The organism is Streptomyces galbus (genome assembly GCF_005280195.1).
GTDB classification, from domain to species: Bacteria; Actinomycetota; Actinomycetes; order Streptomycetales; family Streptomycetaceae; genus Streptomyces; species Streptomyces galbus.
In genome coordinates this window covers 69,170-81,502 of sequence record NZ_SZPR01000014.1, presented here as the reverse complement: position 1 = coordinate 81,502, position 12,333 = coordinate 69,170, and the positions used below count along the sequence as shown (strand labels likewise).

Annotated in this window: 10 protein-coding genes and 2 tRNA genes; 3 read left to right on the top strand and 9 right to left on the bottom strand. The window is 75.7% G+C overall.

From position 1 onward, the window contains the following. Positions 1-63: 63 nt before the first annotated feature. Positions 64-137, bottom strand: a tRNA-Lys gene (locus E4U92_RS17515). Positions 138-235: 98 nt separating this feature from the next. After that, complete coding sequence (locus E4U92_RS17510; RefSeq protein WP_168725145.1) at positions 236-1,003, bottom strand: IclR family transcriptional regulator; 768 nt, start codon at positions 1,001-1,003, stop codon at positions 236-238. A gap of 329 nt (positions 1,004-1,332) precedes the next feature. On the opposite strand from E4U92_RS17510, the gene E4U92_RS17505 reads away from it, so the two are divergent. Together E4U92_RS17505 and E4U92_RS17500 are read left to right on the top strand one after the other, a co-directional pair. Beyond that, positions 1,333-2,049 carry a maleate cis-trans isomerase family protein gene (locus tag E4U92_RS17505; protein ID WP_137301369.1) on the top strand — a complete coding sequence of 239 codons (717 nt, stop codon included), beginning with the start codon at positions 1,333-1,335 and terminating at the stop codon, positions 2,047-2,049. A gap of 133 nt (positions 2,050-2,182) precedes the next feature. After that, positions 2,183-3,295 carry an LLM class flavin-dependent oxidoreductase gene (locus E4U92_RS17500; RefSeq protein ID WP_229863136.1) on the top strand — a complete coding sequence of 371 codons (1,113 nt, stop codon included), beginning with the start codon at positions 2,183-2,185 and terminating at the stop codon, positions 3,293-3,295. A 15-nt stretch (positions 3,296-3,310) separates the two neighbouring features. On the opposite strand, the gene E4U92_RS17495 is transcribed toward E4U92_RS17500, so the two are convergent. Further along, complete coding sequence (locus tag E4U92_RS17495) at positions 3,311-5,218, bottom strand: putative bifunctional diguanylate cyclase/phosphodiesterase (RefSeq protein WP_137301368.1); 1,908 nt, start codon at positions 5,216-5,218, stop codon at positions 3,311-3,313. Positions 5,219-5,502: 284 nt separating this feature from the next. Here E4U92_RS17495 and E4U92_RS17490 point away from each other — a divergent pair, with 284 nt between their 5' ends. Beyond that, on the top strand, positions 5,503-6,864 hold the full coding sequence (locus E4U92_RS17490) for a M6 family metalloprotease domain-containing protein (protein ID WP_229863128.1): 1,362 nt from the start codon (positions 5,503-5,505) through the stop codon (positions 6,862-6,864). A gap of 80 nt (positions 6,865-6,944) precedes the next feature. Here E4U92_RS17490 and E4U92_RS17485 read toward each other — a convergent pair. The 6 genes from E4U92_RS17485 to E4U92_RS17460 form a co-directional block, all read right to left on the bottom strand. Further along, positions 6,945-7,018, bottom strand: a tRNA-Lys gene (locus tag E4U92_RS17485). After that, the gene (locus E4U92_RS17480) at positions 7,009-7,602 is read right to left on the bottom strand and encodes a bifunctional DNA primase/polymerase (protein WP_137301366.1); all 594 of its coding nucleotides are present in this window, start codon (positions 7,600-7,602) and stop codon (positions 7,009-7,011) included. Before E4U92_RS17480 ends, E4U92_RS17485 begins: the two co-directional genes overlap by 10 nt. A gap of 147 nt (positions 7,603-7,749) precedes the next feature. Continuing rightward, complete coding sequence (locus tag E4U92_RS17475; protein ID WP_137301365.1) at positions 7,750-8,115, bottom strand: hypothetical protein; 366 nt, start codon at positions 8,113-8,115, stop codon at positions 7,750-7,752. A 145-nt stretch (positions 8,116-8,260) separates the two neighbouring features. Beyond that, positions 8,261-9,601: an AAA domain-containing protein gene (locus E4U92_RS17470; RefSeq protein ID WP_137301364.1), complete on the bottom strand. Its 1,341-nt coding sequence runs from the start codon at positions 9,599-9,601 to the stop codon at positions 8,261-8,263. Then, a complete protein-coding gene (locus tag E4U92_RS17465) occupies positions 9,598-11,190 on the bottom strand; it encodes a hypothetical protein (RefSeq protein ID WP_137301363.1) in 1,593 nt (530 codons plus the stop codon). Before E4U92_RS17465 ends, E4U92_RS17470 begins: the two co-directional genes overlap by 4 nt. Then, positions 11,181-12,332: a hypothetical protein gene (locus E4U92_RS17460; RefSeq protein ID WP_137301502.1), complete on the bottom strand. Its 1,152-nt coding sequence runs from the start codon at positions 12,330-12,332 to the stop codon at positions 11,181-11,183. Before E4U92_RS17460 ends, E4U92_RS17465 begins: the two co-directional genes overlap by 10 nt. Position 12,333 lies beyond the last annotated feature (1 nt).

Here is a 12,333-nt window from a genome sequence, read left to right as displayed (position 1 = left end):
ACGGACCGGGCGGCCCTGGACATGCCGAAGGGCCCCTCGCTCCCACGAGAGGCCCTTGCAGGGTGCGCCGCCAGGGACTCGAACCCCGGACCCGCTGATTAAGAGTCAGCTGCTCTAACCAACTGAGCTAGCGGCGCATGACCCTCGCCGTCCGCTTCCCGCGGTCGGCGACGAAGAAAATACTACCTGGTCCGCGGGGGTGCTCGTGACCACCGTGTCCTGCGGTCCCGGGTGGTCACGGCCCCTGGATCGCCAGCGACAGCAGCACCGGTGCCGCGTTCCGGTTGAGGGCGTCGGCCGCCCGGCGCAGCCGGTGCGCGTGGGCGACCGGGAGGGACAGCGCGAGGCAGCCCACGGACGACCCGGCGGTGATCGGGACGGCCGCGCACACCGTGCCGACGGCGTACTCCTGGAGGTCGAGCACCGGCACCGTCGGCGGCTGGGCCTCCAGCCGGGACAGCAGCAGCTTGTCGCTGGTGATGGTGCGCGAGGTGAGACGGGCCATCCGGTGCCGCGACAGGTGGTCGCGCCGGCCGTCGTGGTCGAGCTGGGTCAGCAGGCTCTTGCCGACCGCCGTGGCGTGCGCCGAGCAGCGGAAGTCCACCCACTCGTGGACCGCGGGCGTGGCCGGGCCGGCGGCGTACTGGGTGACCCGGACCTCGCCGTCGACGTACCGGCTGATGTAGACGGCGGCGCCCACCGCGTCACGCAGCCGGTCCAGGGTCCGCTGGAGCTTCTCCCGCAGGGCCTCCTCGCGGCCGCGCGCCGAGCCGAGGCGGGCGAGCGCGTCACCGGTGACGTACGCCCCGTCGGCGGTCTGCTCGACGTATCCCTCGCGGCGCAGCATCAGCAGGAGCGGGGTCAGTCGCTCCGGCCCGAGGCCCGTCGCGCGGGCGAGCCCGGCCTCGGTGACGCCGGCGGTGTGCCGTGCGACGCCCTCCAGGACGCGCAGGGCGTCCTGGGCCGAGTGGTAGGGCGCGGTCGGCTCGTTCCTCAGCGCCACGGTGTCCCCCTGCGGTCGCTCTCCGGCCCGGTCCGGGCGGCGGATCACGTCCACGATACGGGCCCGGGGCGGCGTCCGGAGGGGGTGTGGACGAGATTGCGGCCCCGTCCGCATGAACAGGGCTCGTGAAGGTCCCCGGGGCGCGCCGCGACCGTCGCCCGGTGCTTCCGTGAACGGATTCGGCCTTGGTGAGCTGGTCGTTTCCGGCCGACCGGGTGGACGGTGGGGGCGCGACGGCGCCCACGGGGTACCCGGTCGAGGGGGCGTCGCCCGGAACGGCCCCCGCACCGCACGCGACCGTCACGAGCGACCGCAGGAAAGGCTGGCTGATGACCGCACTCGGACTCCTCCACACGGGCCACTCCGCCGAGGACGACTTCCCCCGCATCGAGCAGCTCCTGGGCAGCGACGTCCGGGTCGACCTGGTCCGCGTCGAGCCCGACCCGCACGCGGCCGACCCGGTGGGGCGGCTGGGCGCGCCGGACGCCCTGGCCGGCGCCACCGAGCAACTGCGGCTCTCGGGCGCCGAGGCCGTCGTCTGGGCGGCGACCGGCGGCAGCTTCGCCTACGGCTGGGAGGGCGCCCAGGCCCAGGTCGGCGCCCTGGCCCGGACCGCCGGCCTGCCCGCCTCGTCGACGTCGGTGGCCTTCGCGCACGCCGTACGGGAGCTGGACGCCGGCCGGGTCGCGGTCGCGGCGCCGTACTCCCCCGAGGAGACGGCCCGGTTCGCGGACTTCCTCACCGCCGGCGGCGTCCGGGTGGTCGTCACCCATGCGGCGGGCGCGCCGCCCGCGACCGCCTGGGACGAGGCCGAACTGCTCGCCCTGGTCCGGGCCGCCGACCACGCCGACGCGCAGGCGGTCCTGGTGCCCGGCACCTCGCTGAGCACGGCGGCGCACATCGCGGCCCTGGAGAAGAACCTGGGCAAGCCGGTCCTCACCGCCAACCAGGTCACTGTCTGGCAGGCCCTGCGCCTGGCCGACCGCCGGGTGAACGCACCGGCGCTGGGCGCCCTCTTCACGCGGGAGCCGGTGGTGCAGGTCTGAGGCGGCATCCCGGCCCCGGACACCGGGGCCGGGGGCCCGGCACCCGGGAACGAGCGGGGACGGGAATAAGCGGGGACCGTCTCCTGTTGTGACCCCGGCAGACGCGACGCACCGCACGAGCAGGAGGCACCCGGTGAGCGGACACCCGGCAGACACCCACCCGGACGACGGGATCCGCGGCCCGGTCCTCGGCAGCGCGCCCGTGCCGCTGTCCGTGCTGGACCTGGTCACCGTGGGCAGCGGCAGCACCGCCACCGACGCCCTGCGCACCAGCGTGGAGCTGGCCCGGGCCACCGAGGCGCGCGGCTTCCACCGCTACTGGGTGGCCGAGCACCACTCCATGCCCGGCGTGGCCTCCTCGTCGCCCGCGGTGATCCTCGCCCACCTCGCCGCCCACACCGGCCGCATCCGGCTCGGCTCGGGCGGCGTGATGCTGCCCAACCACGCGCCCCTGGTGATCGCCGAGCAGTTCGGCACGCTGGAGGCCCTCGCCCCGCACCGGATCGACCTGGGCCTCGGCCGCGCGCCCGGCACCGACGGGGCCACCGCGGCCGCCCTGCGCCGCACCGACACCCTCAACGAGGGCGCCGACGACTTCCCCCAGCAGCTCGCCGAGCTCACCCGCTTCCTCGACGACGACTTCCCCGACGGCCACCCCTACCGCCGCATCCACGCCGTGCCCGGCCCGGTGCAGGCCACCTCGCCCGGCGGGGTGCAGTCCCGGCACCGCCCGCCGGTCTGGCTGCTCGGCTCCTCCGGGTTCAGCGCCCGCCTGGCCGGACTGCTCGGCCTGCCGTTCGCCTTCGCGCACCACTTCTCCGCGCAGAACACGATCCCGGCGCTCGACCTGTACCGGGAGTCCTTCCGGCCCTCGGCGCTCCTGGACGCGCCGTACGCCCTGATCGGCGTCTCGGCCCTGGCCGCCGACGACCCCGAGGAGGCCCGCCGCCAGGTCCTCGCCACGGGGCTGAACATGGTGCGGCTGCGCACCGGACGGCCCGGTCTCTTCCCCGACCCGCGGGAGGCGGAGGCGTACGAGTTCAGCCCGATGGAGCGGGAGTTCCTCACGTCCTGGACGGCGAACATCGTGCACGGCACGGCCGACGAGGTCCGCGCGGGCCTCGACGACCTCCACAAGCGCACCGGCGCGGACGAGCTGATGCTCACCACGCACGCCCACCGCGGCGAGTTGCGCCTGCGTTCCTACGAACTCATCGCCGACGCCTACGGGTTGCCCACCGCCTGACCCTCCCCGGGCCGCTCAGGTGCAGGCCCGGGTGGTGCGCAGCGCGGCGATGCGGTCCGGTGTCACCGGGCGGGAGTACAGCCACCCCTGCCCGGTGTCGCAGCCGATGCGGCGCAGCCGGTCCGCCTGCGCCGCCGTCTCCACGCACTCGGCGGTGACCGTCAGCCCGAGCCGGTGCGCCAGGTCGATCATCGCCTCGACGATCACCTCGTCCGCCGGGTTGGGCGGCGCGGCCTCGTCGCCGCGCCCCTCGTACTGGAAGCCCCGGACGAAGGACCCGTCCAGCTTCAGCACCGACACCGGGAGCCGCGACAGGTAGGCGAGGTTGGAGTAGCCGGTGCCGAAGTCGTCGATGGCGATGTGCACGCCCATGTCACTGAGGGCCTGCAGCGCCTGCAGCGGCCGGCCCGCCGAGCCCATCACCGCGGACTCGGTCAGCTCGAGCTGGAGCAGGTGCGCGGGCAGCCCGGTCTCCGCGAGGATCGCCGCCACGTCCGCCACCAGGTCGGAGTCCCACACCTGGCGCACGGCGACGTTGACGCTCACGAACAGCGGCGGCTCGTCGGGGTTCTCCAGCTGCCAGCGCCGGGCCTGCCGGCACGCGGTGGCCAGGACCCAGCGGCCGAGCGGCACGATCGAGCCGTCCTCCTCGGCCAGCGCGACGAACCGATTCGGCGGCAGCAGCCCGAACCGGGGGTGGTCCCAGCGCACCAGCGCCTCCACGCCCCGCAGCCGCCCGTCCGCCATGCCGACCAGTGGCTGGTACTCCAGCACGAACTCCCCGCGCTCGATCGCGGGCCGCAGCGTGGAGGCGAGCGCCTGACGCGTCATCAGGTGCGCGTTGCGCTCCGGGTCGAACAGCGTCCAGCGGGCCTTGCCGTCCACCTTCGCCCAGTACAGCGTGGTGTCGGCGGCCTGCATCAGCCCGGTCGCCGTCGTCCCGGCCGCGTGCCGCTCCACCACCCCGATCGACGCCGACAGGCTCAACCGCTGCCCGTCCAGGTCGAACGGCGCCTGCAGCGCCTTCAGCACGGCCTCGGCCAGCTCCGAGAGCTGGTCGGTGCCGGTGGAGTCCTCCACCAGCAGGGCGAACTCGTCACCGCCGAGCCGCGCCACCAGCGGGGTGCCGGGCCGGGACCTGCCGACCTCCTCGGCGCAGGCCGTCAGCCGCTCGGCCACCGCCGCCAGCAGCCGGTCGCCGACGCGGTGCCCCAGGGTGTCGTTGACCGCCTTGAAGCCGTCGACGTCCAGGTAGCACAGGCCGATCCGGCCGGTGCCGCCGTGTTCCAGGGAGTCCGCCTCCAGGGCGGCCGTCAGCCGCTCGAAGAACAGGGTGCGGTTGGGCAGCCGGGTCACCGGGTCGTGCATCTGCAGGTGCCGCAGCCTGGCCTGGAGGTCGCGGCGGGCGCTGATGTCGGCCACCGACAGCAGCACGCCGGGCGTGCGGCCGTCCAGCGGGGCCACGGTCACCTGCGCCCACAGGGAGCGCCCGTCGGGCTGCTTCAGCCGCCGGGTGCAGCGCAGCCGCGCCTGCCGGCCGCGCAGCACCTCGCGGTAGGCGTGCCAGGTCCGCGCGTCGGAGGCCAGGTCCAGCAGGTCGGCGGCCACCCGCCCGACCAGCGCCCCGGGCTCGCCCCCGAGCAGCGCGCCCAGGGCGTCGTTGACGCCGACGACCAGCCCCTCGCGGTCCACCACGGCCATGGCCAGCGGGGCGGTGGCGAAGACGGACCGGTAGGGAACGGGGTCGTCGGGGTCGCCGGGAACGCCCGGGTCACCGGCGCCGGCCGGGTAGGTGTCGAGGAGCACCGTGGTCCCCGTGTCGATGACCTCCCCGGTACCGGGAGGTGCCGTGCTGTCACGCTCCGTGACGGCGGACCCGTCGAGGTCTGCCGCGGGCGTCGGCCCTTCGGACGTTCCGCTCACCGCTCGCTCCCGCAGTGCACTCGATCTCTGTCCGCGCAGCAAAGTGTGCCGATCATAGAGGCTGGCCGCGGAGTTGCGCAGCCACTGCCCAGTGTCCCCGAAGCGGTGGCCCTTCTGACAGATCGTTTCTGCCCGCACTGGACCGGTTCTGCGGGCCCCCGATCGCTTGTGACGTTCCGTGAGTGGTCCGGGGGTGTCGCGCGCTCCGCTTCGGGCCCGGCCCTCACTCGTCTGGGGCAGACAAACAGGGCGCAGTATGACAAATCAGCACAGGCTGGGTGGCGGTGTCCCGTGAACCGCTCCCGGAGGTCCTCGTGCCGCGTCGTCCGCTCCCGCGTCCCCGACTGCGCAGCGCGGCGGCCGTGTTCACCACCCTGTCGGCACTCGCCGCGACCTCGCTGATCACCGGTCCCTCGGTGGCCGAGCCCTTCTCACCCGAGCCCTGCGCGCTGCAGCGCACCGCCGCCCACCACTCCGAGGGCCTGGACACCTGGAACACCGCCTACCCCCGGCCGACCCGGTCCCTCGACGCGGTGATGGTGTTCCTGTCGTTCCCGGACTGGACCCCGATGAGCACCCCGGCCGAGCTGACGGCCGACCACTTCCCGGCCACCACCGACTTCTTCCGCCGCGCGTCCTACGGCCGGTTCACCCTGCGCGCACACCCCCTGCGGCGCTGGATCCGGATGCCGAGGCCGTCCACGGCGTACGCCATACAGCGCGACTGGAACCCCGGGCACCGCGCCGCCTACCTGAGCGACGCGCTCGCCGCGGCCGATCCCCAGGTCGACTTCTCCCGCTACGACCTCGTCTACTTCGTCGCCGACCCGGACGCGCCCGGCGTCGACTCCGACGCCACCAAGGTCGTCAACCTGGAGACCCCGCTGCACGCGGACGGCACCGCCATCCGCCGGGTCGTCACCGTCTTCGAGCAGCACCCGCCGGACCGGCTGGTCCTCGCCCACGAGACCGGCCACGTGTTCGATCTGCCCGACCTGTACCACCGGCCCGCCGACGGCAAGGGCGACTGGGACACCTACGTCGGCGACTGGGACCTGATGGGCAGCCAGTTCGCCCTGGCCCCGGACCTGTTCGCCTGGCACAAGTGGAAGCTGGGCTGGCTGCGGTCCCGCCAGGTGGTGTGCGTACGGGGTCCCGGGGCGACCCGGCTGGCGCTGGAACCCGACGCCGCCGGTCCCGGCGTGCCCCTCGCCGGCGCGGCGGGCCCCGATCCGGCCGCCGCGGGCCCGCCGGCCTTCCGCACCCCGGGCCTGCGCACGCCGGGCCTCGGGCCGGGCGGCGGCGTGAAGCTCGCCGTCGTGCGCACCGGCGCCGACAGCGCCCTCGCCTTCGAGGCGCGCGAACCCGCCGGCAACGACCGCTACGCCTGCCGCTCGGGCATCCTCGTCTACCGCGTCCACGGCCGCGCCGAGTCCGGCCGCGGACCCGTCGAGGTGGTCGACGCCCACCCGCACACGGAGGCATGCTGGGAGGACTCGGTCTACCCGCCCCTCGCGGACGCGCCGGTCGCGGCGGGGGAGAGCTTCACGGTGCCGGGGGAGGACGGCGGGCACGGGGTCCGGGTGGACGTGGAGGGCCGCACGGCGTCGGGGACGTGGGCGGTACGGATCACGCCGGGCGTGTGACGCCGGTGGGGGAGCGGCGGGGCGGCGCTTTTCGGCCATGCGAAAAGCCCTCCGCTTGCGCGAAGGGCTTCTCCGTCGTGTGCGCCGCCAGGGACTCGAACCCCGGACCCGCTGATTAAGAGTCAGCTGCTCTAACCAACTGAGCTAGCGGCGCCTGCTGACGTCGTAGACCTTAGCATCAGGGTCCGGGGAGGGCGAAATCGATATCCGCACCGCCGAGCGGGCCGCCCGTACGGCCGCCCAGAGCAGCACCTCCGGGCCCGGCAGCCAGGGCTGACGCGTGTCCGGGGCGACCAGCCAGCGGGCCCCGGCCGGGGCCGTCGCGGTGAGCGGCGGGACGGTCACGGCGTCGCCGGTGCCGTGGCACAGCAGGGGCGGCACGGCCGCCGTACGGCAGTCCCGGGCGTCCCGTGCGCCCCACTCCTCCCACGCCAGCAGGGAGGGCAGGCGCTGGGCGGTGCCGGGGGCGGCGAACAGCAGGACCCGGCCACGGAAGACGGCCACCGGGCCGGTGCCGGCGCCCTCGTCCCACAGCCGGTCCAGCATCCGCCGGCCGAACAGGGCCGGGACGTTCACGACGTCGAAGACCGAGCCGCAGGGCAGGACGACCGGGGCGTCCGGCTGCTCCTCCCACAGGGCGAGCGTGCTGCGTGGGTATGCGCCGGCCGAGGCCAGCCAGGCGGCGCCGTCCGCGGTGACGCCCGAGATGTCGGAGAACTCGTCCCATACGCTGCTCATGAGTCCTACATCTACTGCCTGTGAGCAGCCGGTTCCGGTGAGTTGCGCGAACCGGGGACGCGGCGGTGGGTCAGCGGGTATCGTGCCCGCCTGGCATATGCCGGGGTGGCGTGGCCCTGGCGCGCCGCCGCCCGGGGCGCCGGCCCGTCAGACCGGGTCGACCGGGCTCCGGCCCTCGCCGCCGCGCATCAGGTCCCGCCCGAACTCGACCATCTTCTTGGCGTAGTCCTCGGTCCACTCCGCCCGCTCGGCGATGTCCGCCGTGGTCAGCCGGTCGAAGCGGCGCGGGTCGGCGAGCTGGGCCGCCGCCATGGCCTGGAACTCCAGCGCGCGGTCGGCCGCCGCCCGGAACGCCACCGTCAGCTCCGTCGCCCGCGCGAACAGCGCCCTCGGGTCGTCGATGGACTCCAGGTCGAAGAAGTGCTCCGGATCGCCCGTGGCCTCGGCGGGCTCGAAGAGCAGGGGCGCGGGGCGTAGCCGCGGTTCGTTGCGACGCGGCGTGGGCTCCGCCATGTCGTGCCTCCTCCTGGGGTCGGGTGCGGCCCGCCCGGCGCTTCCGCACGGACCACCCTCCATTGTCTCGCGGCCCCGCAAGGGGGCCCCGCCGCACTCTCAAGCCGCGCACGCGCGGGGATGTTCCCGCGCACGCCCCCCGCTGTCACGGCTTCCAGGCCACCCGGTGCTCCCCCAGGTGCGCGAGCACCGCGTGGTTCGCCTCCCAGCCGTCCGGGAACTTCACCAGCGTGCCCAACTGGACCGGTTCCGTCGACGGGTAGTCGTCGAGGAGGTCGCCGACGCCCGCCCGGCAGACCACGATGCACGCGTGGCGGTGCCGGGAGGCCAGCACGCACAGGCGTCCGGTCTCCAGGTGGAACGCCGTCGCGTCGGGGCGGCCGGACAGCGGGTGCAGGACCACCGTGACGTCGAACTCCCTGCCCTGCAGCCGGTTGGCCGTGTCGACCGTGACGTCCCGCACGCCCAGCTCGGCGAGCGCCGCCCGGACCGCGGCCGCCTGGTCCCGGTGCGCCGTGCCGACGGCGACCCGGTCCGCGGTCAGCGGCGCGGGCTCCGGCGAGCGCTCCGACGTCGCCGCCCCGCCCCGGTCCAGCAGCCGCCGTACGACGGTGGCGACCGCGCGCACCGCCTCGGGGTCCGTGCGCGGGGTGTGCCGGGCGGGCAGCTCCAGCAGGCCCCAGCCGGAGGCGGCCGCCTCGTCGATCACCCGGTCGGGGCCGGAGCCGTCGGAGGGCACGGCGAAGGACAGGTGGCGGTCGCCGTGGCCGGTGCCGCTGCGGAAGCGCGTGTACGGGTAGAACGCGTCGGACACGAGCCGCGCCGCCGACGCCGGGAGCCGCCACGACACCGGCAGCCGGTGCTGGGGCAGGTCCGGGTTGTGGGCCAGCAGCGTCGTCACCGCCGACGCGGACGGGTCGTACGACAGGCCCGCCCACTGCTCGCTGCCCACGATGGCGAACGGGTCGAGCTGCCCCGGGTCGCCCACGAACAGCGCCCGCTCGAACAGGCCCGCCACGGCCAGCAGCCCGTCCGAGCGCATCTGGTACGCCTCGTCCACGATCGCGTGCCGCCACGGCTCGTCGACCTTCACGTGCGCCCACTTCGCCGCCGTGGAGATCACCACCGGCAGCCCGGCGAGGTCGCCCGCCTTCGCCGACTTGCGCACGTTCGGCAGGTCGTCCAGCGCCTTGTCGTAGGGGTCGGCGTCGCTGCTGTGCAGGCGGCCCACCGGCAGCTCGGGGGACTTCTCCGCCAGGCGCAGCACCAGGTCGTCGACCTGGGCGTTGGTCTGCGCCACCACCATGAGCGGGCGGCCCGCCTCGGCCAGCTCCAGCGCGGTGCGCACCACCAGCGTGGACTTGCCGGCGCCGGGCGGGGAGTCGACGACGACCCCGCGCGCGTCACCGTGCAGCGTGTCGCGCAGGATCGCCGCGGTGGCCCGCGCGGCGGCCGTACCGGGGTCGACGTCGGCCTCGGTGCTCACAGGACGTCCTCCTGGGTGAGGGGGTCGGCGGCCTCGGGCACCGGCTCCCCGGGCGGCCCGCCGTGCGTCCACGGGGTCTGCTCGGGGTCGGGCAGCTTGGCGCCGCCGCGCTGCTCGTGCTCGAAGAGCGTGAAGCACACCCGGTCGCCCTTCTCCGGCACCGACCCGGGCTCCGGCTCCTTGCCGCGGCCCATCTTGTCGAGCACGCGCAGCACGACCAGGCCGTCGTCGGTGTCGACGCCCACGCACTCCGCCGACTGCGGCTTCCCGCCCAGCGAGCGGTAGACCTTCGCGCGCTCGCCCAGGTGCGGCCGGTCGTCCGTGCGCACCGTCACCAGCGGGCGCGGGCTGGGCCGCTTGCCCTCGCTGTACGCCATGACGACCTCGGTGACCTCGCCCGCGAACGCCTCCCCGGCCAGCCGCCGTCCCGCCATCACCAGCGGGTCGTCGAGCGCCTCCTGCGCGTCCAGGCGGGCCTGTTCGCGCTCGCGCGTGGCCAGTTTGTTCGCCGCGGTCACCGCGTCGTCGCGGCGCGGCTGCGGGGGCTCGCCCGCGAGGACCCGGTCGCGGTGGCCGGTGAACGACCAGCGGTCGCGCGTCCACCGCTCCTCGACGTGCGCCCCCTCGGGCAGCTCCCGCAGCAGGTCCAGGCCCCGCCAGACCGCGTCCCAGGTGGGCCGGGTCCGGCTGAGGACCAGCTCGCGGACCTCCCGCTCGGCGGCGGTCAGGATGCCCAGCCGGGTGTCGGCCTCCAGGCCGTCCTCCGCGGCGGCGAGCGCGGTGCGCGCCCGGTCGTAGCGCTCGATCGCCGGGGCCAGCAGCTTGTTGTCGAACGCCGGGTCGGTGGCCGGGCCGGCCGGCGGGCACAGCAACTGCCCCTGCTCGTCCCGCGCCAGCTCCGCGCGCAGCGCCGCCTCGGCGCCCGAGGTGCCCGCGGGCGGGTCGATCCACGCCAGCAGCGCGCCCAGGTGCTGGTCCTCCAGGGTGGACTGCCCGGTGGCCCAGTGCCGGCCCAGCACCTCGGTGAGCGCCAGCAGCAGCGAGGAACCGGGCACCCGGGCCCGCTCGCCGTAGTGGGTCAGCCAGCGGCCGAGCAACGGCACGCGCGGGGGCGCGGGGTGCGGTGCCTCCGGATCCTGCTCCGCCGTCCGGCGGAAGCGCATCGACCGGCCGAGCAGACGCACGAACTCCACGCCCGCGCGGCTCGGCACGACGATCTGCGGCGCGTCCGCGCACAGCTCGACCTCGACCTTGACCCGCTTGCCGGTCTCCGGGTCGGTCTCGGTGCGCTCGGCGGCCTCGACGGCGTCGGCGTGGGAGTCGACGTAGGGCAGGACCACATCGGCCAGCTCGGCGAGGAACGCGAACCTCAGGTCGCGGTCGCGCGGCTGCGGGACGACGAGCAGGCGCGGCGCGTCCCGGTCGGTGCCGACCAGCGCGCCGAGCGGCGCACCGGCCTCACCGGCCGTGGTCAGCGGCACGAACACCAGCGGCCGCTCGGACAGGTGCCGGTGGCGGACCGTCGCGAGGGGCTGCGCCCGGCCGGTGGTGACCGCCTCGAGCCGGGACAGGGTGGCGATCAGCGACACGGCGCGGCCTCCCGCACCGTGCCCGGCGTCCCGGCGGCCCCCGCGGGCCCGTCCGCAGGCTCCCGGGCGGGCGGGAGCGCCGCGCCGGCCAGTGCCTCGGCGCGCAGCCGTGCGGCCCGGCGCAGCGCGGCGACCGCCGGGTCGCGCGGGTCGCCCGCCTCGCCGCGCGCGGCGGCGAGCACGTCCTCGACCGTCGTCAGGCCGCCCAGCTCCGCGCGGACCGAGCGGCCCAGCGCGGTCACCGCGCCGGCCGTGCGGGAGCGCTCACGGCAGTGGAACGCCAGCTCGCAGGCGGCCAGGCACTCGGGGGCGTACGTCGCCGGCACCGACGCGACGGCCTCGGCCAGCCGCTCGGCGGGCAGGTCCGGGGCGAAGCACACGCCCTCCGGCAGCGCGCCCGCGATGTCCTCGATGCGGGTGAGGCGGGTCAGCTGGCGGCGGGTGACCGCGCGCTGCTTGCGGATGTCCACGGCGGACGCGGTGGGCAGGTTGGAGAAGTCCTTGGGACACACCAGCAGCACGCGGTCACGCACGCGCGGGGCGGCCTCCAGGCGCGCGGCGACCTCCTCCAGCGCCAGCACGTACACCGCGGCCTGGCGGGCGGCCGCGCCGACCTTCGCCGGGTCCGCCGAACCGTCCAGCATCGGGAAGGACTTGATCTCCACGACCGTCCAGCTCCCGTCGGGGTGCACCACGACCGCGTCCGGCTCCAGGAAGGCCGGGGAGCCCGCGACGTCCAGCGCGAGCATCGGGTGGTCCAGCAGCGTCCAGGTGCCGGCCGCCTCCGTGGCCTCGCGCAGCGCGAGCGCCGTGCGCGCCGTGCGCCCCTCGGGGCCGGGCGCCGTCAGGTCGGGCGTGGCCGCGCCGGCGGGCGGCTCGGCGGCCGGGTCCAGGGTGCGGTGCACCAGGCCCAGCAGCTCGGCCCCGCCGTCGGCCTTCACCCGGGCCTCGAAGGCGTTGCCCCGGGTCAGCGCGAACTGGGACTGGCCGAACGCGGAGGGCGAGCCCAGCCGGTCCGCCAGCACCGCCTTGTCCACCCCGGCGCCGTCGAGGATCGCACGCCGCCGGCACCCGGGGTTCGCGGCGAGCGCCGCGAGGGCGCGGGCGTCCAGCGCCTTGGCCGGTACCTCGGGACCGCGCAGC